The 23,854-nt window shown below is 71.9% G+C and carries 26 protein-coding genes; 21 read left to right on the top strand and 5 right to left on the bottom strand.

Features of this window, described 5'->3' with window-relative positions; genetic code table 11:
• Window positions 1-30: 30 nt before the first annotated feature.
• Together AB0F52_RS42480 and AB0F52_RS42475 are read right to left on the bottom strand one after the other, a co-directional pair.
• Window positions 31-1,263: a PTS transporter subunit EIIC gene (locus tag AB0F52_RS42480; protein WP_360183503.1), complete on the bottom strand. Its 1,233-nt coding sequence runs from the start codon at window positions 1,261-1,263 to the stop codon at window positions 31-33.
• Window positions 1,260-2,048 carry a GntR family transcriptional regulator gene (locus tag AB0F52_RS42475; RefSeq protein WP_103336002.1) on the bottom strand — a complete coding sequence of 263 codons (789 nt, stop codon included), beginning with the start codon at window positions 2,046-2,048 and terminating at the stop codon, window positions 1,260-1,262. The genes AB0F52_RS42480 and AB0F52_RS42475 overlap by 4 nt, the downstream gene beginning before the upstream one ends.
• Before the next feature lie 242 nt (window positions 2,049-2,290).
• On the opposite strand from AB0F52_RS42475, the gene AB0F52_RS42470 reads away from it, so the two are divergent.
• Together AB0F52_RS42470 and AB0F52_RS42465 are read left to right on the top strand one after the other, a co-directional pair.
• Window positions 2,291-2,530 carry a PTS glucose/sucrose transporter subunit IIB gene (locus tag AB0F52_RS42470; RefSeq protein ID WP_360183501.1) on the top strand — a complete coding sequence of 80 codons (240 nt, stop codon included), beginning with the start codon at window positions 2,291-2,293 and terminating at the stop codon, window positions 2,528-2,530.
• Window positions 2,527-2,982: a PTS glucose transporter subunit IIA gene (locus AB0F52_RS42465; protein WP_360183499.1), complete on the top strand. Its 456-nt coding sequence runs from the start codon at window positions 2,527-2,529 to the stop codon at window positions 2,980-2,982. Before AB0F52_RS42470 ends, AB0F52_RS42465 begins: the two co-directional genes overlap by 4 nt.
• Before the next feature lie 70 nt (window positions 2,983-3,052).
• Here AB0F52_RS42465 and AB0F52_RS42460 read toward each other — a convergent pair whose 3' ends face one another.
• Window positions 3,053-3,490, bottom strand: a complete 438-nt coding sequence (locus AB0F52_RS42460) for a Rieske (2Fe-2S) protein (protein WP_360183497.1) — start codon at window positions 3,488-3,490, stop codon at window positions 3,053-3,055.
• A 105-nt stretch (window positions 3,491-3,595) separates the two neighbouring features.
• On the opposite strand from AB0F52_RS42460, the gene AB0F52_RS42455 reads away from it, so the two are divergent.
• The 9 genes from AB0F52_RS42455 (at window position 3,596) to AB0F52_RS42415 (ending at window position 11,409) form a co-directional block, all read left to right on the top strand.
• Window positions 3,596-3,964: a hypothetical protein gene (locus AB0F52_RS42455; protein WP_360183495.1), complete on the top strand. Its 369-nt coding sequence runs from the start codon at window positions 3,596-3,598 to the stop codon at window positions 3,962-3,964.
• A gap of 4 nt (window positions 3,965-3,968) precedes the next feature.
• The gene (locus tag AB0F52_RS42450) at window positions 3,969-4,481 is read left to right on the top strand and encodes a sigma-70 family RNA polymerase sigma factor (protein ID WP_360183493.1); all 513 of its coding nucleotides are present in this window, start codon (window positions 3,969-3,971) and stop codon (window positions 4,479-4,481) included.
• On the top strand, window positions 4,478-5,134 hold the full coding sequence (locus AB0F52_RS42445; RefSeq protein WP_360183491.1) for a zf-HC2 domain-containing protein: 657 nt from the start codon (window positions 4,478-4,480) through the stop codon (window positions 5,132-5,134). Before AB0F52_RS42450 ends, AB0F52_RS42445 begins: the two co-directional genes overlap by 4 nt.
• 333 nt (window positions 5,135-5,467) lie before the next feature.
• Entirely contained in the window at window positions 5,468-6,655 is a 1,188-nt protein-coding gene (gene aroC, locus AB0F52_RS42440; RefSeq protein ID WP_360183489.1) for a chorismate synthase, read from the top strand.
• Window positions 6,652-7,176 (top strand): shikimate kinase, encoded by a 525-nt coding sequence (locus AB0F52_RS42435; RefSeq protein ID WP_360183487.1) that lies wholly within the window; start codon window positions 6,652-6,654, stop codon window positions 7,174-7,176. The genes aroC and AB0F52_RS42435 overlap by 4 nt, the downstream gene beginning before the upstream one ends.
• Window positions 7,177-7,199: 23 nt before the next feature.
• Window positions 7,200-8,309, top strand: a complete 1,110-nt coding sequence (gene aroB, locus AB0F52_RS42430; RefSeq protein WP_360183543.1) for a 3-dehydroquinate synthase — start codon at window positions 7,200-7,202, stop codon at window positions 8,307-8,309.
• Window positions 8,306-8,737: a type II 3-dehydroquinate dehydratase gene (gene aroQ, locus AB0F52_RS42425; RefSeq protein WP_360183485.1), complete on the top strand. Its 432-nt coding sequence runs from the start codon at window positions 8,306-8,308 to the stop codon at window positions 8,735-8,737. The genes aroB and aroQ overlap by 4 nt, the downstream gene beginning before the upstream one ends.
• Window positions 8,734-9,660, top strand: coding sequence for a GNAT family N-acetyltransferase (locus tag AB0F52_RS42420; RefSeq protein WP_360183483.1), 927 nt, complete (start codon window positions 8,734-8,736; stop codon window positions 9,658-9,660). The genes aroQ and AB0F52_RS42420 overlap by 4 nt, the downstream gene beginning before the upstream one ends.
• A 267-nt stretch (window positions 9,661-9,927) precedes the next feature.
• The gene (locus AB0F52_RS42415; RefSeq protein ID WP_360183481.1) at window positions 9,928-11,409 is read left to right on the top strand and encodes a beta-xylosidase; all 1,482 of its coding nucleotides are present in this window, start codon (window positions 9,928-9,930) and stop codon (window positions 11,407-11,409) included.
• A 278-nt stretch (window positions 11,410-11,687) separates the two neighbouring features.
• Here the strand turns inward: AB0F52_RS42415 and AB0F52_RS42410 are convergent, their stop codons facing one another.
• Complete coding sequence (locus tag AB0F52_RS42410; protein ID WP_360183541.1) at window positions 11,688-12,131, bottom strand: B-4DMT family transporter; 444 nt, start codon at window positions 12,129-12,131, stop codon at window positions 11,688-11,690.
• 98 nt (window positions 12,132-12,229) lie between these two features.
• Between AB0F52_RS42410 and AB0F52_RS42405 the strand changes: the two genes are divergently transcribed.
• Genes AB0F52_RS42405 through nusB form a run of 3 tightly spaced genes read left to right on the top strand, consistent with a single transcriptional unit; the run spans window position 12,230 to window position 14,382 of the window.
• The gene (locus tag AB0F52_RS42405) at window positions 12,230-13,318 is read left to right on the top strand and encodes a Xaa-Pro peptidase family protein (RefSeq protein ID WP_360183479.1); all 1,089 of its coding nucleotides are present in this window, start codon (window positions 12,230-12,232) and stop codon (window positions 13,316-13,318) included.
• Window positions 13,319-13,363: 45 nt separating this feature from the next.
• Window positions 13,364-13,927 carry an elongation factor P gene (efp, locus tag AB0F52_RS42400; RefSeq protein ID WP_360183477.1) on the top strand — a complete coding sequence of 188 codons (564 nt, stop codon included), beginning with the start codon at window positions 13,364-13,366 and terminating at the stop codon, window positions 13,925-13,927.
• The gene (nusB, locus tag AB0F52_RS42395; RefSeq protein WP_360183475.1) at window positions 13,927-14,382 is read left to right on the top strand and encodes a transcription antitermination factor NusB; all 456 of its coding nucleotides are present in this window, start codon (window positions 13,927-13,929) and stop codon (window positions 14,380-14,382) included. The genes efp and nusB overlap by 1 nt, the downstream gene beginning before the upstream one ends.
• 110 nt (window positions 14,383-14,492) lie before the next feature.
• On the opposite strand, the gene AB0F52_RS42390 is transcribed toward nusB, so the two are convergent.
• On the bottom strand, window positions 14,493-14,981 hold the full coding sequence (locus AB0F52_RS42390) for a helix-turn-helix domain-containing protein (protein WP_003096372.1): 489 nt from the start codon (window positions 14,979-14,981) through the stop codon (window positions 14,493-14,495).
• A 248-nt stretch (window positions 14,982-15,229) separates the two neighbouring features.
• On the opposite strand from AB0F52_RS42390, the gene pyrR reads away from it, so the two are divergent.
• The 7 genes from pyrR to pyrF are packed head-to-tail and all read left to right on the top strand — an operon-like array spanning window position 15,230 to window position 23,836.
• A complete protein-coding gene (gene pyrR / locus AB0F52_RS42385; protein WP_360183473.1) occupies window positions 15,230-15,829 on the top strand; it encodes a bifunctional pyr operon transcriptional regulator/uracil phosphoribosyltransferase PyrR in 600 nt (199 codons plus the stop codon).
• On the top strand, window positions 15,826-16,758 hold the full coding sequence (locus AB0F52_RS42380) for an aspartate carbamoyltransferase catalytic subunit (RefSeq protein ID WP_285990001.1): 933 nt from the start codon (window positions 15,826-15,828) through the stop codon (window positions 16,756-16,758). Before pyrR ends, AB0F52_RS42380 begins: the two co-directional genes overlap by 4 nt.
• Window positions 16,755-18,041 (top strand): dihydroorotase, encoded by a 1,287-nt coding sequence (locus AB0F52_RS42375; RefSeq protein WP_360183471.1) that lies wholly within the window; start codon window positions 16,755-16,757, stop codon window positions 18,039-18,041. Before AB0F52_RS42380 ends, AB0F52_RS42375 begins: the two co-directional genes overlap by 4 nt.
• Window positions 18,041-18,535, top strand: a complete 495-nt coding sequence (locus AB0F52_RS42370) for a transporter (RefSeq protein WP_360183469.1) — start codon at window positions 18,041-18,043, stop codon at window positions 18,533-18,535. The genes AB0F52_RS42375 and AB0F52_RS42370 overlap by 1 nt, the downstream gene beginning before the upstream one ends.
• Window positions 18,532-19,653: a glutamine-hydrolyzing carbamoyl-phosphate synthase small subunit gene (carA, locus tag AB0F52_RS42365; protein ID WP_360183467.1), complete on the top strand. Its 1,122-nt coding sequence runs from the start codon at window positions 18,532-18,534 to the stop codon at window positions 19,651-19,653. The genes AB0F52_RS42370 and carA overlap by 4 nt, the downstream gene beginning before the upstream one ends.
• A complete protein-coding gene (carB, locus tag AB0F52_RS42360) occupies window positions 19,653-22,982 on the top strand; it encodes a carbamoyl-phosphate synthase large subunit (RefSeq protein ID WP_360183465.1) in 3,330 nt (1,109 codons plus the stop codon). Before carA ends, carB begins: the two co-directional genes overlap by 1 nt.
• Window positions 22,979-23,836, top strand: coding sequence for an orotidine-5'-phosphate decarboxylase (gene pyrF, locus AB0F52_RS42355; protein WP_360183463.1), 858 nt, complete (start codon window positions 22,979-22,981; stop codon window positions 23,834-23,836). The genes carB and pyrF overlap by 4 nt, the downstream gene beginning before the upstream one ends.
• The last annotated feature ends 18 nt before the right edge of the window (window positions 23,837-23,854 follow it).

Raw genomic sequence — 23,854 nt, 5'->3', positions numbered from 1 at the left:
TCTCCCTACTGGGGTACGTCGGTACGGATCTTACTTCGCGGCTGTCCGCTCGAGGTCCGACTCGATCGAGTCGTCCTCGCGGCCCGGGGTGCGCAGGTTCCACTTCGTGATGACGACCCGGAACACGAGGTAGTAGATCACCGCGAACACGAGCCCGATCGGGATGAGCAGCCACGCCTTGTGCGCGGTGTCCAGGCTCGAGTTGAGCGCGAAGTCGATCGCGCCACCGGAGAACGAGAACCCGAGCTTGATGCCCAGGGCGTTCACCAGCGCCAGCGACAGGCCGGTCATGATCGCGTGGAAGATGTACAGCGGCCAGGCCACGAACATGAACGAGAACTCGATCGGCTCGGTGACACCGGTGATGAACGAGGTCAGCGCGGCCGCGATCATCACACCGCCGACGACCTTCTTCTGCGCCGGGCGGGCGGTCTGCCAGATCGCCAGCGCCGCCGCCGGCAGGGCGAACATGAAGATCGGGAAGAACCCGGTCATGAACGTGCCGGAGCCCTGCACGTGGTTGAAGAAGTTGGTCAGGTCGCCACCGCCGAAGATGAACCACACCGGGACGTTCAGCAGCTGGTGCAGGCCGACCGGGATGAGCAGGCGGTTCAGCAGGCCGTAGATCCCGCCGCCGACCACCGGCGAACCGACGACGACCTCGCCGATGTTGTGGATGCCCGCGTCGACCCACTTGAAGACGATGCCGAAGACGACACCCAGGATGATCATCGCGAACGCGGTGATGATCGGCACGAACCGCCGGCCGCCGAAGAACGCCAGCCACGCCGGCAGCTTGATGCGGTAGAAGCGCTGCCACAGCAGCGCCGCGACGATGCCGGAGATGATGCCGGTCAGGACGCTGTAGGGCCAGTGGATGGGGGCGAGGTCCCAGCCGGGCTTGTAGCCTTCCTGGCTCTTGATCGGCGCGATGGCCTGGATGACCTTGTTGAACACGACCCAGCCGACGGCCGCGGCGACCGCCGTGGAGCCGTCGCCCTTGCGGGCGAAGCCGACCGCGATACCGATCGCGAACAGCAGCGGGAGCCAGTCGAACAGGCCACCGCCTGCCGCACCGACTACGTCGGCGACCTTGTCCCAGCCCAGCCCGTCCGCACCGAGGACGTCGGGCTGGCCCAGCCTGCTGAGCAGACCGGCCGCAGGCAGCGTGGCGATGGGGAGCATGAGGCTGCGGCCGAAGCGCTGAAGACCGGCGAGGCCTCCGCCGCTCTTCTTCGCCCCCTCCGCGGTGGTGGTGCTCATCTGGATCCTCCATAGTGGGGTGGTTGACCGGGTTCCGGGGTGTTCCGGTCCAACTGCATGGTCACCTGGTAGTGATCTCCCCGGTACCAGGACGTGATGTCTTCGATCGGGTCGCCGTTGGCGCTGGAGACCCGCCGGAACACGAGCAGCGGGCTGCCGGCACGCATGCCGAGCAGCCGGGCCGTCTCGCGGTCCGCGCCTTCGGCCCAGACCGTCTGCCACGCCTGGTCGGGACGCACACCGTACGTCTCGGCCAGTTGCGAGTAAATGGACTGGGTCAGGTCGAGCCCGAGCAGGCCGGGAGCCCGGCCCGCGTGGTACCAGCCGCGCTCGACGGCCAGGGGCACGCCGTCGGCGTGGCGCAGCCGCACCAGGTGGTGCGCGGACGCGCCCTCGGTCAGGCCGAGGGCGTGTGCCGAGGCGGTGGGCGGCACCTCGGTGGCCGCCGAGACCACCTCGGTCGTCGGGGTCAGCCCCCGCCTCCGCATGTCGTCGGTGAACGACATCAGGTAGAGCTGCAGCTCCATCCGCCGGGCCGCGGTGAACGTGCCCTTGCCGCGGACCCGGGCGAGCAGGCCCTCCTCGACCAGCTTGCCGATCGCCGACCGGACCGTGAGCCGCGACACGCCGTAGCGCTGGGCCAGCTCGCGTTCCGACGGGATCGGCGCGCCCGGCGGGAGCTCGCGCTCCACCGTGCGGCGGAGGATTTCCCGCAGCTGGGCGTGCTTGGGCGTGGGCCCGTTGACGACCCGGTCGGGTGGCGGGACGTGCGCGGCCGCGCTCATCGGCGTCACCCTCCTCGTTCTCGTTCCACCGGGGACCGGTGCTCGCGTCCGGCCCCGAACATTGGTACGTTCCGGTCTAGACCAATGATCTGATGGGGCAGGATGCTCCGCCGCGCGGACGGGTGTCAACCACCGTTATCCGTTCGTGGCCCGCGGCGGGGTGCAAGCGGGCGAACGGCGTAGTACAGGTGGACACGCGGTTCGCGTCAGGTTGGGAACAAACAGTGATCAAGGAGACCGCGATGGCGGATGACAGGCCCGAAAAGATCCTCGCCGCACTCGGCGGCAAGGAGAATCTCACCGAGATCGAGGGCTGCATCACGCGGCTGCGCTGCGAAGTCGAGGACATGAGCCTCGTCGACGAGGGCGCGCTCAAGAAGGCCGGCGCCATGGGCGTGGTCAAGATGGGGTCGTCGGCCCTGCAGGTGATCGTCGGGCCGGAGGCGGACACCATCGCCAGCGACATCGAGGACCTGCTGTGACGTTCGACATCCTCAGCCCGGTCGCCGGCCGGGTGGTACCGATCACCGAGGTCCCGGACCCGGTGTTCGCGCAGGCCATGGTGGGCCCGGGCCTCGCGGTGCAGCCCGCGGGCGGCCGGTCGGACGCGGTCGCCCCGGTCGACGGCACGGTGGCGACGCTGCACCCGCACGCCTACGTCATCGCGACCGAGGGCGGCCAGGCCGTGCTGGTCCACCTGGGCATCGACACGGTCAAGGAGAAGGGCGAGGGCTTCACGCTGCACGTCGTCAAGGGCGAGCAGGTGCGGGCCGGCCAGCCGATCGTCAGCTGGGACCCGGAGGCGGTGACCGCCGCGGGCTACTCGGCGATCGTCCCGGTCGTCGCGCTGGACGCCTCGGCGGAGGTTTTGTCCGGTTTGGACACCGAGCGCGAGGTCGCCGCCGGCGACCGGCTGTTCGCTTGGGACGCCTGAGTTCTCCGTGTCACGCGAACGGGCCCTGGTGGACGATGGTCCACCAGGGCCCGTTCGCGCGTCCGGCTCGTCAGCCGGTGACGACCTTCCCGTTCTCGACCTTGACCGGCACCGACGGCAGCGGCTTGTTCGCCGGGCCCTGCTTGACCTCGCCGGTGAGCGCGTTGAACACCGAACCGTGGCAGGGGCAGACCAGGTCGGCGCCCTTCGGCGTGACGGTGCAGCCCTGGTGCGTGCACACGGCGCTGAACGCGGCGCAGGCCGACTCGGACGTGCGGGCCACGATCACGTCGGACCCATCCGGGGCCTTCGCCGCCTTCGCCTGCCCGACCGGCACCTCGGCGAGCGCGACCAGCGGCGTCCCGGCGGCGATCGGCGCCTGCGCGGTGCCCGACTTGCCGTTCGATTCCGACGAGCAGGCGGTGAGGGCGACGGCGCCGACGGCGGCACCGGCGACGGCGGCACCGGTGGACAGGACGGTGCGGCGGGAGTGCAGTTCGGCTGTCATGACCTAAAGAACGAGAGCGCCACCCGTTCGGTTCAATTCCCGGTGAACCGGATCGCCCCCTGTTCCGTGTATGTACCGGAGTGGGTGTGGAGTGGAGGAACGATCATGGTGAGTTGGGTTCTACGCATCGTCGTGGCGGCCGCGCTGCTCGGCTCGGCGGGCGTGCACTACTTCTTGTGGACGCAGGGTTATTCGGGCATCACCGGCACGCTGTTCCTGCTCGACGCGATCGCCGGGCTGGTGCTCGCGATCGCCGTCCTGGCCTGGCGGCACTGGCTGCCGGCGCTGGGTGCGGCCGGGTTCGGGGCGCTGACGCTCGGCGCGTACGTGCTGGCCGCGACCGTCGGGTTCATGGGCAACCACGACCAGTTCAACAGCCAGCCGGAGTACTGGGGCGTCATCACCGAGGCGGTCTGCATCGTGGGCGGTCTGGCGCTGCTGTTCGTGAAGGACCGGCGCCGGGTCGCGGCCTGAGTTCGTGGGCGAGGTCGCCGAAGAGGCGCTCATGCGGGCGCTGCACGAGGAACACGCGACCGCGCTGTGGTCCTACGCGCTGCACCTGACCTCCGGTGACCGGATCCGGGCCGAGGACGTCGTCCAGGAGACGCTCCTGCGGGCCTGGCGGTCGCCGGCGGTGCTGGACCAGTCGCAGGGTTCGGCGCGGGCTTGGCTGTTCACGGTCGCCCGGCGGATCGCGATCGACGGCTGGCGCTCGGCGTCGGCCCGGTCGGAGGTGATGACCGACCGGCCGCCGGACCGCGTGGTCGCCGACGGCACCGACCGCGCGGTGCAGGGCTGGCTGGTCGCCGAGGCGCTGGCCGAGCTGTCGGAACGGCACCGCGAGGTGCTGCTGCTGTGCTACTTCCAGGGGTATTCGGTCGCCGACGCGGCGTTGAAGCTGGGGGTGGCCGAAGGGACGGTCAAGTCGCGCACGCACTACGCGTTGCGCGCACTCCGCCTGGTGCTCGAGGAGAGGGGAGTGACCCAGTGAGCGAAGACCCCTTCGCGACGTTCGACGCCGCCTACGTGCTGGGGGCGCTCGCCCCCGAGGACCGGCAGCGCTTCGAGGAGCACCTGCGCACGTGCGACCGGTGCGCGGCTTCGGTGCGCGAACTGGCGGGGCTGCCCGGGCTGCTGGCCAGGGTCGACTCCCCGACGACCGTCCCGGACGCCGGCCCGCCCCCGCCGGACCTGCTGCCGGCGGTGCTCCGCCGCGTCCGGCGCGGCCGCCGGATCCGGTTCGCGGTGACGACGGCGTCGGCGGCGGTCGCGGTGGCGGCCTGCGTCGCCCTGGGCGTGGTGGTGGCCTGGCCGGCTTCGGCTCCGGTTCCGCCCTCGGTGCCACCGCCGGTCGCGATGACGGCGCTGGGCCAGTTCCCGGTCCGCGCGGACGCCCGCCTGGCGGCGTTCGACTGGGGCACCCAGGTCGACATGTCGTGCAGCTACACGGGCACCCGCAGCGGCGGCGACTACCTCCTCGTGGCGGTCTCCCGCTCCGGGACGGAGACGCAGCTGGCGACCTGGAAGGCGGTCCCGGACGACACGGCCCGCATCGTGATCGGCACGGCCGTGCGGCGGCCGGACCTGGCGGCACTGGAGATCCGTTTGACGAGCGGCCTCCCCCTGCTCCGGCTGACGTTGTGAGACCGGTGGCTCATCCGGGCCGCAGGGGGTCCCGGATGAGCCACCCCCCACCCGCCCGTGATGCCCCACCAGTCACGCGAGAAGCCCGCCCAGTCACGCGAGAAGCCCGCCCAGTCACGCGAGAAGCCCGCCCAGTCACGCGAGAAGCCCGCCCGAACACGGCGAGTCGACCCTTCAATCACGCGAGTCGACCTCCCGATCACGCGAACCGACCCTCTGGGTACCCGAACCGGCCGTCCGGGTACGCGACGCCGGCCGCCCCGGCCCTTCCGCCTTGCCGAGTGACCGGAGGCACGTCCCGGCCCGCGCCGCGCCCGTGACAGGATTGAGCCCATGTTGCGCTGGATCACCGCAGGTGAATCGCACGGACCCGCGCTGGCGGCCGTGCTCGAAGGTATGCCCGCCGGGGTTGCCGTCACCACCGCCGACGTCACCGAGCAGCTGGCCAGGCGCCGCCTCGGCTTCGGCCGCAGCCCGCGGATGGGCTTCGAGACCGACCACATCGAGTTCCTCGGCGGCGTCCGCCACGGCCTCACCCAGGGCGGCCCGGTCGCGGTGCAGATCGAGAACGCCGAGTGGCCCAAGTGGGAGCAGGTCATGGCGGCCGACCCGGTCGACCCGCAGATCCTCGAAGGCCTCGCGCGCAACGAACCGCTCACCCGGCCCCGTCCCGGCCACGCGGACCTGCCCGGCATGCAGAAGTACGGCTTCGACGAGGCCCGTCCCGTCCTGGAGCGCGCGAGCGCCCGGGAGACGGCGTCGCGGACCGCGCTCGGCACCGTCGCCCGCAACTTCCTGAAGCAGCTGCTCGACGTCGAGATCCTCAGCCACGTCGTCTCGATCGGCGGCGCGGACGCGCCCGAGGGCCCGCTGCCCGTCGCCGCCGACCTGGCCGCCATCGACGAGAGCCCGGTGCGTGCCTTCGGCCAGGAAGGCACCGACGCGATGGTCGCCGAGGTGGACGCCGTGCGGAAGGCCGGCGACACCGTCGGCGGCGTGATCGAGGTCCTCGCCTACGGCCTCCCGCCGGGCCTCGGCTCGCACGTCCACTGGGACCGCCGGCTCGACGCGCGGCTGGCCGGTGCCCTGATGGGCGTCCAGGCGATGAAGGGCGTCGAGGTCGGCGACGGCTTCACGACCGCCCGTCGCTGGGGCAGCCAGGCGCACGACGAGATCGACCGCGGCACCGGCCCGGTCGGCGTCACCCGCCGGTCCAACCGGGCGGGCGGCCTGGAAGGCGGCATCACCAACGGCGAGCCGTTGCGCGTGCGGGTGGCCATGAAGCCGATCTCGACCGTCCCCAAAGCACTGTCCACAGTGGATGTCAAGACCGGTGAGCCCGCGGTGGCGATCCACCAGCGGTCCGACGTCTGCGCGGTGCCCCGCGCCGGGGTCGTGCTGGAGTCGGTGGTGGCGCTCGTCCTCGCCGACGCCGCGCTCGAGAAGTTCGGCGGCGACTCGCTCGCCGAGAGCAAGCGCAACGCCGAGGCGTACCTCAAGGCCCTCGAGGAGCGGTGGTGAGTCCCCGCGCGGTGATCGTCGGGCCGCCCGGTTCGGGCAAGAGCACGGTCGGGCCGCTGCTGGCGGCCGCGCTCGGCGTCGCGTTCCGGGACAGTGACGACGACATCGTCGCGCGCGCCGGGCGCAGCGTCTCCGACATCTTCGCCGAAGACGGGGAACCGGCTTTCCGTGCGCTGGAAGAGGAAGCGGTCGCCACCGCGCTGGCGGAGCACGACGGCGTGCTCTCCCTCGGCGGCGGCGCGCCGCTCACCCCCGGCACCCGGGCCCGGCTGGCCCGGCACACCGTCGTGTTCCTCAGCGTCGGCCTCGCCGCCGGCGTGCAGCGCACCGGTCTGTCGAGTGCGCGGCCGCTGCTGGCCGGGGTGAACCCCCGCGCCACCTTCAAGAAACTGCTCGACGAGCGGGTGCCCGTCTACCGCGAGGTCGCCACCGTCGAGATCGTCACCGACGACCGGACGCCGTCCGAGATCGTCGCGCACCTCGTGGCGGAGCTCGCCGCGCCCGCCGAAGCCAAGGAGTGAGTAACCCCGTGTCTGATCCGGCGCTGTCCGATCCGGTGCGCATCCCGGTCGCCACCGCCCAGCCCTACGACGTCGTGGTCGGGCGCGGCCTGCTCGGCGACCTCACCGAGCACCTGGCCGATGCCTCGAAGATCGCGCTGATCCACCCGCCCACGCTGACCGCCACGGCCGAGGCCATCCGCGACGAGCTGAACGCGGCGGGCCTCGACGCCCACCGCGTCGAGATCCCGGACGCCGAGGACGGCAAGGCGCTGACCGTCGCGGGCTTCTGCTGGGAGGTGCTCGGCCGGATGGGGCTGGACCGCCGCGGCGCCGTGGTGGGCCTCGGCGGTGGCGCGGTCACCGACCTCGCCGGGTTCGTCGCGGGCACGTGGATGCGCGGGGTGCGGCTGGTCAACGTGCCGACGACGCTGCTCGGCATGGTCGACGCCTCGGTCGGCGGCAAGACCGGCATCAACACCGAGGCCGGCAAGAACCTCGTCGGGGTGTTCCACGAGCCGAGCGCGGTGTTCGTCGACCTCGCCACGCTGGAGACGCTCCCGGCGAACGAGCTCGTCGCGGGGATGGCCGAGGTCGTCAAGGCCGGCTTCATCGCCGACCCGCGGATCCTCGAGCTGATCGAGGCCGACCCGGCCGCGGCGCTCGACCCGGCCGGCGACGTCCTGGCCGAGCTGGTCCGCCGGTCGATCCGGGTCAAGGCCGACGTCGTGGCCGCCGACCTGCGCGAGTCCGACCTGCGCGAGATCCTCAACTACGGCCACACCCTCGGCCACGCCATCGAGCGCCGCGAGCGGTACCGGTGGCGCCACGGCGCCGCGGTCAGCGTCGGGCTGGTGTTCGCCGCCGAGCTGGCGCGGCTGGCCGGGCGGCTCGACGACGCCACGGCCGAGCGCCACGCGGCCGTGCTGAAGCTGCTCGGCCTGCCGACCACCTACGACGCCGACGCGCTGCCGCAGCTGCTGCAGACCATGAAGGGCGACAAGAAGGCGCGCTCCGGCGCGCTGCGGTTCGTCGTCCTCGACGCCCTCGGCAAGCCCGGCCGGCTCGAAGGCCCGGACCCGGCGCTGCTCGCGGCCGCGTACTCGGCGATCGCGGCGGAGCCGGCCGGCAGCGGTGGGAGCGTGCTGCTGTGAAGGCGTTCGTGTTCAACGGCCCCAACCTCGGCCGGCTCGGCAAGCGCGAGCCGTCGGTCTACGGCTCGACGACGCACGACGACCTCGCGGCGCTGTGCGTCCAGGCCGGGGACGAGCTGGGGATCGAGGTCGAGGTCCGGCAGACCGACCACGAGGGCGAGCTGGTCGGCTGGCTGCACGAGGCCGCCGACGGCGGGAATCCGGTGGTGCTCAACGCCGGCGCGTGGACGCATTACTCGATCGCGGTCCGCGACGCCGCGGCGCAGCTGAACGCGCCGCTGATCGAGCTGCACATCTCCAACGTGCACAAGCGGGAGGCGTTCCGGCACCACAGCGTGCTGTCGGACATCGCGACGGCCGTGATCGCGGGCCTCGGCGTGGACGGCTACCCGCTGGCTCTGCGCTGGCTCGCCACCCACGCGGGATGACCCTGCTGGCGACGCCGCGGCTGACGCTGCGGCCGCTGACCGAGGCCGACCGCGAAGCCGTGGTGAAGGTGTTCGCCGACCCGGAGATGAGCCGGTTCTTCGCGGTGGACTTCGCCGACCCGGCCACGGTGAACGCGATGGTGGACGGCCGGCTGGCCTACCGCGGCCCGGCCGGCCAGGGCCACTGGGTGATCGAGCGCGACGGCGCGGTGATCGGCGTCGCGCACCTGCGGCCGTCTTGGGAGCTGCCGGGCGAGGTGCCCGAGCTGGGCTACTACGTCGCGAGCGCGCACGCGGGGCAGGGCCTGGCCACCGAGGCCGCCCGTGCGCTGCTCGACCACGGGCTCGGCACGCTCGGGCTCCCGGCGGTGTGGGCGCTGGTCCACGAGCGGAACGCGGCGAGCCGAAAAGTGGCCGGGCGCCTGGGTTTCCTCGACGTCGGCAGCGGCGTCCACTACGGCGACCTGCACCGCGTGCTGGTGGCGCTGCCCGCCGTGCACGGGCGGCCGCACCACATCGAGCTGTGGGTGCCGGACCTCGCCGAAGCCGAGCGCAGCTGGGGCTGGCTGCTCGGCGAGCTGGGCTGGCGCGAGTTCCAGCGCTGGCCGGCGGGGGTCAGCTGGCGGCTCGGCGGAACGTACCTGGTGGCCGAGGCGTCGCCGGCGCTGAGCGCGCCGGACCACGAGCGCACCCGGCCGGGCTTGAACCACCTGGCCCTGCACGTGGCCACCCGGGCGAAGGTCGACGACCTGGCGGCCCGCGCGACGGACCACGGCTGGCGGCCGCTGTTCGCGGACCGGTACCCCCACGCGGGCGGGCCCGCCCACTACGCCGCGTACCTGGAGAACGAAGCCGGGTTCGAGGTCGAGCTGGTCGCGGCCGATGGGCCGGCCAGCGCTGAGCCGGGGTCGCCGACGTCTTGAATGACTCATTCCTGGCGTCGGATGTCAGGAATGAGTCATTCAAGACGTTCGGACCGGCGCCCGCACCCGGCTGGAATGGCAGCGCCGGGCGAGACGGGCGGCGAGCTGTTGCGCGATCGGGAGCGTGTCCGAGGAGCTGGGTCTGTTCGAACCGTCACGATCGAAGGACCGCCGGACAGGAGCACTGCCGCTCGGACGGGTGGCGTCTCGCTACACTCCGATGTCGTGCACCCGTTTCGTCGTGGGGGTCGGCGACCCGCTCGTGCCTTGTTCGCCAGCGTGCTGGCGGGGCTGCTGCTCGCGGGCTGCACCGAGGGATACGCCCAGCCGCAGGCCGCCGGGGAGCAGCCGGCGATCGCGGGTGGGAAGACCGCCTCGCCGCCGCGGCCCACCGACGTCGACCTCCCTTCGGGTGACCCCCGGCAGAGTGGCGGGGTCATCGCCGCCGGTGGGGCCGATGCCGTCTACAACTACGGACCGTCCGTGATGCTCGACCGGGGACAAACCCGGATGTGGTGGTGCAGCCAGTACGGCGGTGCCGGGCCGGCCGGGGACGACATCCTCTACGCCGGGGCGCCGTCCTTCGACGGGCCGTTCACCGGACCGGACGGCGGGATCCCGGCCGCCGTGTTCTCCGGGGCGCCCGGGCAGTTCGACGGCATGCACACCTGCGACCCGTCCGTGCTGCGCGTCGGCTCGACGTACTACCTGTACTACACCGGCGCCGCGGGGGACCACGCCCTCGGCAACGCGATCGGGCTCGCGACCAGCCCCGACGGGATCCACTGGACCCGCGCGGCCGGCGGGCGGCCGATCCTCGGGCCGTCGCACGACGTGCACCGCGCGAACGTCTACGGCGCGGGCCAGCCGTCGGCGGTCTACCTCGACGGCTGGTTCTACCTGATGTTCACCGACACCACCGGCCGCGCCACGGGCGACAACGGCGCGGGGCAGTTCCTGCTCCGCGCCCGCGACCCGGCGTTCGGGTCGGGCGTGCAGGCCTTGGACGTCGGCGGGTTCGTGCCGGTGACGTCGACGTCGGCGCCGCGGGCCCGGTCGATCGTCGACGGGTTCAGCGCGGACCTGATGTGGGTGGGCGCGCTCGCCGCGTTCGTCGTCGCGCACGAGACCGACGGCGGGACGGCGCTGACGTTCTGGACCGCGGACTTCACCGAGCACCCGTACCGGTCCGTGCTGGTGCCCGGGCCGTGGCAGGAAGGGCCGGGCCTGGTGCGGCGCGCGGACGGGCACGCGCCGCTGTCGTCGGCCGACCCCTGCGACCGGGTGCCGTTCGACCTGGTGCGCGCGACCTCGCTGGGCGGTGCCGCCGCCCCGACCGACCTGCGGCACTTCGGGATCGACCTGCTGGGCAGCCGGGCCTGCGAGAACCCCGGCCGGGTGGCCGCGACGTTCGACGGCGTGACGGCGCCTTCGCCGGAGCGGACGATGGACCTGGTCCGGGCGGGGCAGCGGGTCCGCATCGACCGGCGCGGGGTCGCCGCGGCCCTGGCCGGCGAACTGCTGGAGAAGGCGCCGCCGGCGATGGCCGCCCTGCCGGTGACGGCCCGGCTGCGCGCGGGGGCCGAGGCGGTCCAGGCGCCCGGCCGCGGATTCGCGCTGGTCCTCGACGACCACCGGCTGTGGCGGATCTCGGACCCGCTGGTCGCGGCGGCCAACGCTTCGGCACCGCGCCCGGTGACCGACGCGCAGTGGGACGGCTATCGGCAGGGTTCGGCGCTGACCGGTTGACGCGGACCCGGTGGGCCGCCGGCGGCTGTGGGCGAGGCGCCGGTCGGGTGCGGTGGGAGGCTGTCGGCGAGGCGCCGCAAGCGCACGCGGGTCCGGTGGCCGCAGAAGGCCGTCGGCGAGGCGCCGCCTGGGGTGTGGTGGGAGGCAGCCGGCAATCGGCGAGGCGCTGCCTGGGTGTTGGGGGAGGCTGCCGGCTGTCGGCGAGTCGCTGCCTGGGTGTTGGGGAGGCTGCCGGCTGTCGGCGAGGCGCCGCCCGGGTGTGGCGGGAAGCCGCCGGGCTATCCGCGCCGCTCCCGGCTGGGCGGCCGAACCCGCCGAGGCCGCGGGGAAGGCACCTCCCGCGCCTCCTCGCCCGACTCCGGCGACCGCCCGATCCGCCCGCCCACGAACAGCCCCAGCCCGGCCGGGATCAGCACCAGCAGCGCCGAGAACGCCGCCCCGCCCGTCAGGGCCCCGCCCAGCTCGGACACGCCCGTCTGGTCCACGAACACCGCGCGGCCGATCACGTACAGGATCCCCGCGACCGGTCCCGCGATCAGCGCGGAAATGAACCACACGCGCCCGCGGTCCGGCAGGCCGCGCCACGCGTCCAGCGCGCTCCACAGCGCCGCCGCCCCGACCAGGACCGCCAGCGCCAAGGACACCGGCAGCGCCTGGTCCGTCGGGTGGTACACGGCGTACTTGGCCAGCAACGTCAGGGCGACGCCGTGCAGCACCGCCATCACCAGTCCGCGAATCACCCAGGCGCTCATCCTGCGGAGTGTAGGCGGCCTACTGGCGAGTCGCTTCCCCCGGGAAGCGCGCGCACTAGGGTGGACGGGTGCCTGAAACCCATGGACGTCGCCGGGCGGCGCTGCGCGGGCTCCTGACCGGAGCCGGTGTCGACGCGCTGCTGGTCACCGATCTGCTGAACATCCGTTACCTGACCGGGTTCACCGGCTCGAACGCCGCCGTTCTGCTGCACGCCGGCGGCGACGGCGAGACGCTCTTCTGCACCGACGGCCGCTACACCACCCAGGCGGCCGCCGAGGTGCCCGATCTGGAGACCGTCGTCGACCGGGCCAGTGCCGCCGCCCTCGTCGCCCGGGCCGCCGGGGACACCAAGACCTACGGGCGGCTCGGGTTCGAGAGCCAGCACGTCAGCGTCGAGACCTACGAAGCGCTCCGGGCGCGGGTGCCCCTGAAACGGACGCCCGGCCTCGTCGAGCAGTTGCGCGAAGTCAAGGACGAGGCCGAGATCGAAGCGCTGCGCCAGGCGTGCGCCGCCGCCGACCGGGCGCTGGACGACCTGGTTGCCGCCGGGGGGCTGCGGCCCGGGCGGACCGAGCTGGAAATCGCCCGTGACCTGGAGAACCGGATGCTGGAGCACGGCTCTTCGGCACCCAGCTTCGCCTCCATCGTCGCCGCCGGGGCGCACTCCGCCATCCCGCACCACCAGCCGACGCACGCCGAGCTGAAGCGCGGCGACTTCGTCAAGCTGGACTTCGGCGCCACCGTCGACGGCTACCACTCCGACATGACCCGCACCTTCGTCCTCGGCGAACCCGCGGACTGGCAGCGGGAGGTCTACGACCTCGTGCACGCCGCCCAGGCGGCCGGGGTCGCCGCCGTCGCGCCGGGCGCCGATGTGTCCCATGTGGACGCTGCGGCGCGGGACGTGATCTCCGGCGCCGGGCACGGGGAGCACTTCGCGCACGGCCTCGGGCACGGCGTCGGCCTGCAGATCCACGAGGCGCCCAGCTTCGCCGCGACGGGCGTCGGTACACTGGCCGCCGGTATGGCGGTCACCGTCGAGCCCGGCGTGTACCTCGCGGGGCGCGGTGGCGTGCGCATCGAGGACACGCTCGTCGTGCGGGCTGGGGAGCCCGAACTCCTCACCCTGAGCACCAAGAACCTCGTGGTCGTCTGACAGCGGCCTCGAACCCGAAGATTCGACACAGGAGACTGCAAGCTCGTGGCCACGACCAACGACCTGAAGAACGGGCTCGTCCTCAACCTCGAGGGCCAGCTGTGGACCGTCACCGCGTTCCAGCACGTCAAGCCGGGCAAGGGCGGTGCCTTCGTGCGCACGACGCTCAAGCACGTGCTGACCGGCAAGGTGGTCGACAAGACGTTCAACGCGGGCACGAAGGTCGAGACGGCCACGGTGGACCGCCGGAACATGACCTACCTGTACAAGGACGGCCAGGACTTCGTGTTCATGGACGGCGACACCTACGACCAGATCACCGTGCTGGCCTCGGTCGTCGGCGACAACGCCAACTACATGCTCGAGAACACCGAGGTCCAGGTCGCGGTCCACGAGAACGAGGCGCTCTACATCGAGCTCCCGACCTCGGTCGAGATCGTCATCCAGCACACCGACCCGGGCCTGCAGGGCGACCGTTCCACCGGCGGCACCAAGCCGGCGACGCTGGAGACCGGCGCGGAGATCCAGGTCCCGCTGTTCCTGTCCACCGGCGAGAAGATCAAGGTCGACACCCGCGACGGCCGTTACCTGGGCCGCGTCTCCAGCTGATGCCGACGTCGAAACCCCACCCGAACCGCGGCGGCGCGATCAGCCGCCGGCAGGCCCGCCGCCGCGCGGTGGAGATGCTGTACGAGGCCGTGCAGCGCGACACCGACGCGGTGACGCTGCTGGCCGACCGGGTCGGCGCGACCGAGGTCGACCCGATCGGGGACTACACGATCAGCCTGGTCGAGGGCGTGACCGCCCGGAAGACGCAGATCGACGAGCTGCTGGCCGAGCACGCGCAGGGCTGGACCCTGGACCGGATGCCGAAGGTCGACCTCGCGGTGCTGCGGGTCGGGGTCTACGAGCTGCTCTGGGCCGAGGACGTGCCGGACCCGGTCGCGATCGACGAGGCCGTCGGCCTGGCGAAGGAACTGTCCACGGACGACTCGCCGCGGTTCGTCAACGGCGTCCTGGGCCGGATCGGCACGATCGCCGACCGCCTCCGCGCCGTGCTCTGACGAAGAAGAACCACCTGGGTGCTGCGAGCCCCCCGACGAGTCAGTGAGCGTCTCCGGTGCCCCACCGGGGAACGCTCACTGCGTCGGTTTCGCACACACTCGGGATCGGATCAGTCCTCCTTGGAAGGACGCGCCTCCGGCGGCAGCACACCCCAGTCGATGAGCTGCTCGGTCAGCTCGCCCGGGGTCATGTCGTAGATGATCGCCAGGGACCGCAGGTCCTCGGTGCGGATCGAGAGCACCTTGCCGTTGTAGTCGCCGCGCTGGCTCTGGATCGTCGCCGCGTAGCGGGCCAGCGGGCCCACCTTCTCGGCCGGCAGCTGCTGCAGGCGCTCGAGGTTGATCACGATCTTGGTGGCGGGCTCGGCACCGGAGGGGACCCGGCCCTCGGGCAGCAGCTCGACCACCGGCACGCCGTAGAAGTCGGCCAGCTCGGCCAGCTTCTGGACGGTGACGGCGCGGTCGCCACGCTCGTACGAGCCGACGACGACGGCCTTCCAGCGCCCACCGGACTTCTGCTCGACCCCGTGCAGGGACAGGCCCTGCTGCTGGCGGATCCCGCGGAGCTTGGCCCCGAGCGCCTTGGCGTAATCGCCCATCTGGTCGTTCTCCGTTCTTCACCCCCTCCCGGTCGGGGTGACCGGGCCGGGGGACTCGCTGAGTCGAATACTCAGAGTAATGGTTACGCATTGTTGTCACCAGGTCAAGCAGAAGCTTGCCGCGAATCACGCCACACCACCCGGAAGACTGAGCAAAGTGCCTGCTACTGTCGGTGGGAAAGCCCCGACCAGCAGGGGAACAGACGTCCTTTAAGGACCCGTCCGGTGAGGCGGGGAAGGAGTCCGGTTTGTCGTCACGCCCGCGTGACGCGGCTGGTTCGGCCGGGGAGCGCGAGCTCCTGACGGCCGGCGATGTCGCGCGCACGATCGCCCGAATGGCCCATCAGGTCATCGAAAAGACCGCGAACGGTGCGGAGAGCACTACCCCGCCCGTGTTGCTCGGCATCCCGTCCCGGGGCACGCCGCTCGCGGTCCGCCTGGCCGACAAGATCGGCGAGTTCTCCGGGGTCCGCCCGCCCGCCGGCGCCCTCGACGTCACCCTCTACCGGGACGACCTCCGCCGCCGCCCGCCGCGCGCGCTCGAACAGACGCAGCTGCCCGCCGACGGCATCGACGACCGCGTGGTGATCCTGGTCGACGACGTCCTCTTCTCCGGCCGCACGATCCGGGCCGCGCTCGATGCCCTGCGTGATCATGGCCGCCCGCGCGCGGTCCAGCTGGCCGTGCTGGTCGACCGCGGTCACCGCGAGCTGCCGATCCGCGCCGACTACGTGGGCAAGAACGTCCCGACCGCCCGCACCGAGGGCGTGTCCGTCCTGCTGGCCGAGATCGACGGCCGGGACGCGGTCCTGCTGCGTCCGTCCGAAGCTGCTGGAGAGGACTCGTGAAGCACCTGCTCGCCACCGACGGCCTGGACCCGGCGCTGGCCACGGCCGTGCTCGACACCGCCGACGAGCTGAAGCACACGCTGCTCGGCCGCGAGGTCAAGAAGCTGCCGACGCTGCGCGGCCGCACGGTGATCACCCTGTTCTACGAGAACTCGACCCGCACCCGGGTGTCGTTCGAGATCGCCGGCAAGTGGATGAGCGCGGACGTGATCAACGTCTCCGCGTCCAGCTCCTCGGTCAACAAGGGGGAGTCCCTTCGCGACACGGCGCTGACGCTGGCCGCCGCGGGCGCCGACTGCGTGATCGTCCGGCACCCGGCCAGCGGCGCCGCCCAGCGCCTCTCGGAGTGGCTGGCCGAGCCCGGCACGTCGGTGGTCAACGCCGGCGACGGCACCCACGAGCACCCGACGCAGGCGCTGCTCGACGCGGCGACCCTGCGCGAGCGGCTGGGTTCGCTCAAGGACCGCCGGATCGCGATCGTCGGCGACGTCCTGCACAGCCGGGTCGCCCGCTCGAACATCCACCTGCTCTCGGCGCTGGGCGCCGAAGTCGTGCTCGTCGCGCCGCCGACGTTGCTGCCTTACGGCGTCGAAAGCCTTCCGGTGACCGTTTCGCACGACCTGGACGCCGAGCTGCCCGCGGTCGACGCCGTCATGATGCTGCGGGTCCAAGCGGAACGCATGCACGGCGGGTTCTTTCCGTCGGCGCGCGAGTACTCGATCTCCTACGGCCTGTCGGAACGGCGGCAGAAGCTGCTGCCCGACCACGCGGTCGTCCTGCACCCCGGCCCGATGCTGCGCGGGATGGAGATCGCGAGCGCGGTCGCCGACTCCCCGGCCTCGGCCATCACCGAACAGGTCCGCAACGGCGTCCACGTGCGCATGGCGGTCCTCTACCACCTCTTGGCCAGTGAAGGAGCCGCCGCGTGAGCACCGTGATCCAGGGCGCCCGGCCCTACGGCGAAGGCGACCCGGTCGACGTCCTCATCGAGGACGGCGTGATCACCGCGATCGGCGCGATCGAGGTCCCGGAAGACGCCGACGTCATCGACGCCGCCGGGCAGGTGCTCCTCCCCGGCTTCGTCGACCTGCACACCCACCTGCGCGAACCCGGCCGCGAGGACACCGAGACGATCGAGACCGGCTCGGCCGCGGCGGCGCTCGGCGGGTACACCGCGGTGTTCGCCATGGCCAACACCGACCCGGTCGCCGACAACGCCGTGATCGTCGACCACGTCTGGCGCCGTGGCCGGGAAGTCGGCCTGGTCGACGTCCACCCGGTCGGCGCCGTCACCGTCGGGCTCAAGGGCGAGAAGCTCGCCGAGCTGGGCACGATGGCCACCTCGCAGGCGCGGGTGAAGGTGTTCTCCGACGACGGCCTCTGCGTCGCCGACCCGCTGCTGATGCGCCGCGCGCTGGAGTACTCGACCGCGCTCGACGTCGTCATCGCGCAGCACGCCGAGGAGCCGCGGCTGACCGTCGGCGCCCAGGCCCACGAGGGCGAGCGCGCGGCGAGGCTCGGCTACACCGGCTGGCCCGCCGCGGCGGAAGAGTCCATCGTGGCCCGCGACTGCCTGCTGGCCCGGCACGCGAACGCCCGGCTGCACGTCTGCCACGTCTCCACTTCGGGCACCGCGGACGTGCTGCGCTGGGCGAAGGACCGCGGCACCAAGGTGTCGGCCGAGGTCACGCCCCACCACCTGCTGCTCACCGACGAGCGCCTGGCCACCTACGACCCGGTGAACAAGGTGAACCCGCCGCTGCGCACCGAGTCCGACGCCGAGAAGCTGCGGGCCGCGCTGGCCGACGGGACCATCGACTGCGTCGCCACCGACCACGCGCCGCACGCGGTGCAGGACAAGGACACCGAGTGGACCGCGGCCCGGCCGGGCATGCTCGGGCTGCAGACGGCGCTGTCCATCGTGGCCGAGACGATGGTGCGCACCGGCCTGCTCGACTGGCGCGGCGTCGCCCGCGTGATGAGCGAGCGGCCCGCCGAGATCGGCAACCTGGCCGACCAGGGCCGCCCGATCGCCGCCGGCGAGCCGGCGAACCTGGCGCTGGTCGACCCGGACGCCGAGTGGACGGTCCGGGGTGCCGAGCTGGCCAGCCTCGCGGCCAACACCCCGTACGAGGGAATGCGGCTGCCCGGCGTGGTGACCGCGACGCTGCTGCGCGGGCGGATCACCGCGCGGGACGGGAAGATCTGCTGATGGAGCGCTTCTGGCTCGTGCTGGCGATCTTCGCCTTCTTCCTGCTCTGCGTGTGGGGCATGTACGTGGGGTGGCGCCGCAAGTCCCGCTCGCAGAGCGCCCAGGTGCCGCCGTTCCCCGCCATCCCCGAAGACGCGGGCGAGGTGCTGCTGGAGTCCACCGGCGTCTACCTGGCCACCACGACCGCCGGGAACTGGCAGGACCGGATCGTCACCCGCGGCGCGGGACTGCGCACCGGCGCGGTCTGGCGGCTGCACGACGGCGGTGTCGCCGTCGAGCGCGGGGGAGCGCCCGACTTCTGGATCCCGCGGGACGCCGTCACCGGCATCCGGCGCGACACGAAGATCGCCGGGAAGGTGATGGGCACCGACGCGCTGCTCGTCATCACCTGGCGGCTCGGCGGCGCCGACCTCGACACCGGCTTCCGCGGCGACGACCTCGACGACTATCCACAGTGGATCGAACAGCTCAAGATCAAGGGAGGTGCCCAGTGAACGCGCGCGCTCAGGCCGCACTGGTGCTCGAAGACGGCCGGGTGTTCCGCGGCGCTGCCTACGGCGCGCAGGGGCGAACCCTCGGCGAGGCGGTGTTCTGCACCGGCATGACCGGCTACCAGGAAACGCTGACCGACCCGTCCTACCACGGGCAGATCGTGGTGCAGACCGCGCCGCAGATCGGCAACACCGGCTGGAACGACGAGGACGACGAGTCCTCGAAGATCTGGGTCAACGGGTACGTGGTGCGCGACCCGGCCCGGACGCCGTCCAACTGGCGCTCTCGCCGGACGTTGGACGAGGAGCTGGTGCGTCAGGGGATCGTCGGCATCGCCGAGGTCGACACCCGCTCGCTGACCCGCCACCTGCGCGAGCTCGGCGCGATGCGCGCCGGGGTCTTCTCCGGCGACGCGCTCGGCACCGTCGACGACATGGTCGCTTCGGTGCTGGCGAGCCCGAAGATGGAAGGCGCCGACCTGGCGGGCCAGGTTTCGACGCCCAAGCCGTACGTCGTCTCGCCCGACGGTGAGCCGCGCTTCCGGGTGGTCGCGCTGGACCTGGGCATCAAGTCCAACACCCCGCGGCAGATGGTCAAGCGCGGCATCGAGGTGCACGTGCTGCCCTCTTCCGCGTCGCTGGAAGAGGTCTTGGCGGTCGAGCCGGACGGCGTGTTCCTCTCCAACGGCCCCGGCGACCCGGCCACGACGACGCACGCGACCGAGCTCACCAAGCAGGTGCTGGGCCGCGAGATCCCGCTGTTCGGCATCTGCTTCGGCAACCAGGTCCTCGGCCGCGCGCTGGGCCTGGGGACGTACAAGATGCGTTACGGCCACCGCGGCATCAACATCCCGGTGATCGACGTGGCGACCCGGTCGGTGGCGATCACGGCGCAGAACCACGGCTTCGCTCTAGAAGGCGAGCCGGGCCAGCGCTTCGAGTCCCCGTTCGGGGCGGCGCAGATCAGCCACTACTGCCCCAACGACGACACGGTCGAGGGCGTCCGGGCCCTGGACGTCCCGGCGTTCTCGGTGCAGTACCACCCCGAAGCCGCGGCCGGCCCGCACGACGCGGCCCCCCTGTTCGACGATTTCGTTTCGCTCATGGAGAAGAAGGCCTGATGCCGAAGAGGACGGACATCCAGCACGTGCTGGTGATCGGCTCCGGGCCGATCGTGATCGGGCAGGCCGCGGAGTTCGACTACTCCGGTACCCAGGCCTGCCGGGTGCTGCGCAGCGAAGGCCTGCGCGTGTCCCTGGTGAACTCGAACCCGGCCACCATCATGACCGACCCCGAGTTCGCCGACGCCACCTACATCGAGCCGGTGACGCCGGACTTCGTCGAGAAGGTCATCGCGAGTGAAAGTCAACGGGGTACGCCCGTCGATGCTCTTCTTGCGACCCTCGGCGGGCAGACCGCGCTCAACTGCGCGGTCGCCCTGCACGAGCGCGGCGTGCTCGACAAGTACGGCGTCGAGCTGATCGGTGCCGACATCGACGCCATCCAGCGCGGTGAGGACCGGCAGAAGTTCAAGGACATCGTGCGCACCATCGGTGCCGACGTCCCGCGCAGCCGCGTCTGCCACGACATGGACGAGGTCCGGGACACCGTCGAGGAGCTCGGGCTGCCGGTCGTCATCCGGCCGTCGTTCACCATGGGCGGGCTCGGCTCCGGCATGGCGCACACGCCGGAGGACCTCGAACGGCTCGCCTCCACCGGGCTCACCGAATCCCCGGTCACCGAGGTGCTGATCGAGGAGAGCGTGCTCGGCTGGAAGGAGTACGAGCTCGAGCTGATGCGCGACAAGCACGACAACGTCGTGGTCGTCTGCTCGATCGAGAACATCGACGCGATGGGCGTGCACACCGGCGACTCGGTCACCGTCGCGCCGACGATGACCCTCACCGACCGCGAGTACCAGGTGATGCGGGACGTCGGCATCGCCGTGCTGCGCGAGGTCGGCGTCGACACCGGTGGCTGCAACATCCAGTTCGCGATCAACCCGCGCGACGGCCGGATGGTCGTCATCGAGATGAACCCGCGGGTGTCGCGGTCTTCCGCGCTGGCGTCGAAGGCCACCGGCTTCCCGATCGCCAAGATCGCCGCGAAGCTCGCCATCGGCTACACGCTCGACGAGATCCAGAACGACATCACGGGCGAGACGCCGGCCGCGTTCGAGCCCACTTTGGACTACGTCGTCGTCAAGATGCCGCGGTTCGCCTTCGAAAAGTTCCCCGGCGCGGACCCGACGCTGACCACGACGATGAAGAGCGTCGGCGAAGCGATGTCGTTCGGCCGCAGCTTCCCCGAGGCGCTCGGCAAGGTGATGCGGTCGATCGAGACCAAGGCGACCGGCTTCTGGACGCTGCCCGACCCCGCCGGCGCGACGCTGGAGTCCACTTTGGACGAGCTGCGCACGCCGCACGAAGGCCGGCTGTACGAAGTGGAGCGTGCCCTGCGGCTCGGCGCCACCGTCGAGCAGGTCCACGAAGCGAGTGGCATCGACCCGTGGTTCATCGACCAGATCGCCTACATCGGCGAGGTCGGCGCCGAAGTCCGCGACGCGCCGGTGCTCGACGGCGAACTGCTGCGCCGCGCCAAGCGCACGGGGCTGTCGGACCGCCAGATCGCCGCCCTGCGGCCGGAACTGGCCGGCGAGGACGGCGTCCGCACCCTCCGCCACCGCCTCGGCGTGCGGCCGGTGTTCAAGACCGTCGACACCTGCGCGGCCGAGTTCGCCGCCAAGACGCCGTACCACTACTCGGCATACGAGTCCGACCCCGAAGCCCAGTCCGAAGTGGCCGTCCAGTCGGACAAGCCGAAGGTGCTCATCCTCGGCAGCGGCCCGAACCGGATCGGGCAGGGCATCGAGTTCGACTACTCCTGCGTGCACGCGGCGATCGCGTTGCGGGAGGCCGGGTTCGAGGCCGTGATGGTCAACTGCAACCCGGAAACCGTGTCCACCGACTACGACACGTCCGACCGGCTGTACTTCGAGCCGCTGTCCTTCGAGGACGTGCTCGAGGTCGTGCACGCCGAGCAGGCGTCCGGCACGGTCGCCGGCGTCATCGTCCAGCTGGGCGGCCAGACCCCGCTGGGCCTGGCGAAGCGGCTCGCCGACGCCGGGGTGCCGGTGGTCGGCACGCCGCCGGAGGCGATCCACCTGGCCGAGGACCGCGGCGCGTTCGGCGAGGTGCTCACCGAGGCCGGGCTGCCCGCGCCGCGCTACGGCACGGCGACGTCGTTCGAGGGCGCCAAGCGGATCGCCGACGAGATCGGCTATCCGGTGCTGGTGCGGCCGTCGTACGTGCTCGGCGGGCGCGGCATGGAGATCGTCTACGACGAGGAGACCCTCGCCGGTTACATCAGCCGCGCCACCGAGATCAACCCCGAGCACCCGGTGCTGGTGGACCGGTTCCTCGACGACGCCATCGAAATCGACGTCGACGCGTTGTTCGACGGCGAGGAGCTCTACCTCGGCGGCGTCATGGAGCACATCGAGGAAGCCGGCATCCACTCCGGTGACTCCTCGTGCGCGCTGCCGCCGATCACGCTCGGGCACACCGACCTGGAGGCCGTCCGGCGCTCCACCGAGGCGATCGCCCGCGGCGTGGGCGTGCGCGGGCTCCTGAACGTCCAGTACGCGCTCAAGGACGACGTCCTGTACGTCCTGGAGGCCAACCCGCGCGCGTCGCGGACGGTGCCGTTCGTGTCCAAGGCGACCGCCGTGCCGCTGGCCAAGGCCGCCGCGCTGATCATGACCGGCTCGACGATCAAGGACCTGCGCGGCAGCGGCGTGCTCCCGGCCGAGGGCGACGGCGGGCGGATGCCGGCCGACTCGCCGGTCGCGGTGAAGGAAGCCGTGCTGCCCTTCCACCGCTTCCGCACCCCCGAAGGCCACGGCGTCGACTCGCTGCTGGGTCCGGAGATGAAGTCCACCGGCGAGGTGATGGGCGTCGACGTCTCCTTCGGCAAGGCGTTCGCGAAGTCGCAGAGCGCCGCGTACGGCTCGCTGCCGACGTCCGGCCGGGTGTTCGTCTCGGTGGCCAACCGCGACAAGCGCTCGCTGGTGTTCCCGGTGAAGCGGCTGGCGGACCTCGGGTTCGAGATCCTCGCCACCTCCGGCACCGCGGAAGTGCTGCGGCGCAACGGGATCCCGTGCACGGTGGTGCGCAAGCACTACGAGGGTTCGACCGAGGCCGAGCCGAACATCGTGGACGTCATCCTGAACGGCGATGTCGACATGGTGATCAACACTCCCTACGGGAACAGTGGTCCGCGCGTCGACGGCTACGAAATCCGCACCGCCGCGGTGTCGCGGGACATCCCGTGCGTGACGACCGTGCAGGGCGCCGCGGCGGCCGTGCACGGCATCGAAGCGCTGATCCGGGGCGACATCGGGGTCAAGTCCCTGCAGGAGCTGCAGGCGGCGCTGAAGGCGAAGTCGTGACGGCGTCTTCGGCGGGGGAGCGGTTCGGGGCACGGCTGGCCAAGGCCGTCGCGGCCCGCGGCCCGCTGTGCGCCGGGATCGACCCCCACCCGGGCCTGATCGAGGCCTGGGGGCTCCCGGTGGACGTCTCGGGCCTGGAACGGTTCGCGCTGTCCGCCACGGAGGTCCTGGCGGCGCACGCGGCGATCGTGAAGCCGCAGTCGGCGTTCTTCGAAAGTTTCGGGCCGGCCGGTGTCCGGGTGCTGGCGCGGGTGGTCGAGACCGCCCGCGCCGCCGGGGCGCTGGTGCTCTTGGACGTCAAACGCGGCGACATCGGGTCCACGATGGGCGCCTACACCGCCGCGTACGTCGCCGAGGGTGCGGCGATCGCCGCCGACGCGATCACCGTTTCGCCGTACCTCGGCTTCGGCTCTTTGGCCCAATGCGCCGAAACGGCCGTCTCGGCGGGGCGCGGCCTCTTCGTGCTCGCGCGGACTTCGAATCCCGAAGCGGGCGAAGTGCAGAACGCGAAGCTGCCCGACGGGCGCACGGTCGCGCAGGCGATCGTCGACTCGGCCGCGGCACTCAACGCAGGCGCGGAACCGCTCGGCGATGTGGGTGTCGTCGTCGGGGCCACCGTTCCGCCGGGAGAGCTCGATCTCTCGCGGTTGAACGGTCCGGTGCTGGCGCCCGGTTTCGGGGCCCAGGGAGCCACTGTGGCCGATTTGCGGGCCCTGTTCGGTGCGTCCCTGCCGGGCGTGCTGCCCGCGTCGTCCCGGGACATCCTGAAGCACGGTCCGGAGCAAGCGGCTTTGCGCCAAGCGGTCGAACGGGTCGCCGAAGTGCTGGCCGACCCGCAGGAAAACGGCCAATAGCAGGGGCCGGAACGGGCC

The organism is Amycolatopsis sp. NPDC024027, from assembly GCF_040638975.1.
Taxonomy (GTDB): Bacteria; Actinomycetota; Actinomycetes; order Mycobacteriales; family Pseudonocardiaceae; genus Amycolatopsis.
This window is presented reverse-complemented; position numbering and strand designations above follow the sequence as displayed.

What these genes read in the sequence shown, in the direction of transcription:
- AB0F52_RS42480 (WP_360183503.1), bottom strand. Translation starts at nt 1,263, where the DNA reads ATGAGCACCACCACCGCGGAGGGGGCGAAGAAGAGCGGCGGAGGCCTC.
- AB0F52_RS42475 (WP_103336002.1), bottom strand. Translation starts at nt 2,048, where the DNA reads ATGAGCGCGGCCGCGCACGTCCCGCCACCCGACCGGGTCGTCAACGGG.
- AB0F52_RS42470 (WP_360183501.1), top strand. Translation starts at nt 2,291, where the DNA reads ATGGCGGATGACAGGCCCGAAAAGATCCTCGCCGCACTCGGCGGCAAG.
- AB0F52_RS42460 (WP_360183497.1), bottom strand. Translation starts at nt 3,490, where the DNA reads ATGACAGCCGAACTGCACTCCCGCCGCACCGTCCTGTCCACCGGTGCC.
- AB0F52_RS42455 (WP_360183495.1), top strand. Translation starts at nt 3,596, where the DNA reads ATGGTGAGTTGGGTTCTACGCATCGTCGTGGCGGCCGCGCTGCTCGGC.
- aroC (WP_360183489.1), top strand. Translation starts at nt 5,468, where the DNA reads ATGTTGCGCTGGATCACCGCAGGTGAATCGCACGGACCCGCGCTGGCG.
- AB0F52_RS42420 (WP_360183483.1), top strand. Translation starts at nt 8,734, where the DNA reads ATGACCCTGCTGGCGACGCCGCGGCTGACGCTGCGGCCGCTGACCGAG.
- AB0F52_RS42410 (WP_360183541.1), bottom strand. Translation starts at nt 12,131, where the DNA reads ATGGCGGTGCTGCACGGCGTCGCCCTGACGTTGCTGGCCAAGTACGCC.
- nusB (WP_360183475.1), top strand. Translation starts at nt 13,927, where the DNA reads ATGCCGACGTCGAAACCCCACCCGAACCGCGGCGGCGCGATCAGCCGC.
- AB0F52_RS42390 (WP_003096372.1), bottom strand. Translation starts at nt 14,981, where the DNA reads ATGGGCGATTACGCCAAGGCGCTCGGGGCCAAGCTCCGCGGGATCCGC.
- AB0F52_RS42370 (WP_360183469.1), top strand. Translation starts at nt 18,041, where the DNA reads ATGGAGCGCTTCTGGCTCGTGCTGGCGATCTTCGCCTTCTTCCTGCTC.
- carB (WP_360183465.1), top strand. Translation starts at nt 19,653, where the DNA reads ATGCCGAAGAGGACGGACATCCAGCACGTGCTGGTGATCGGCTCCGGG.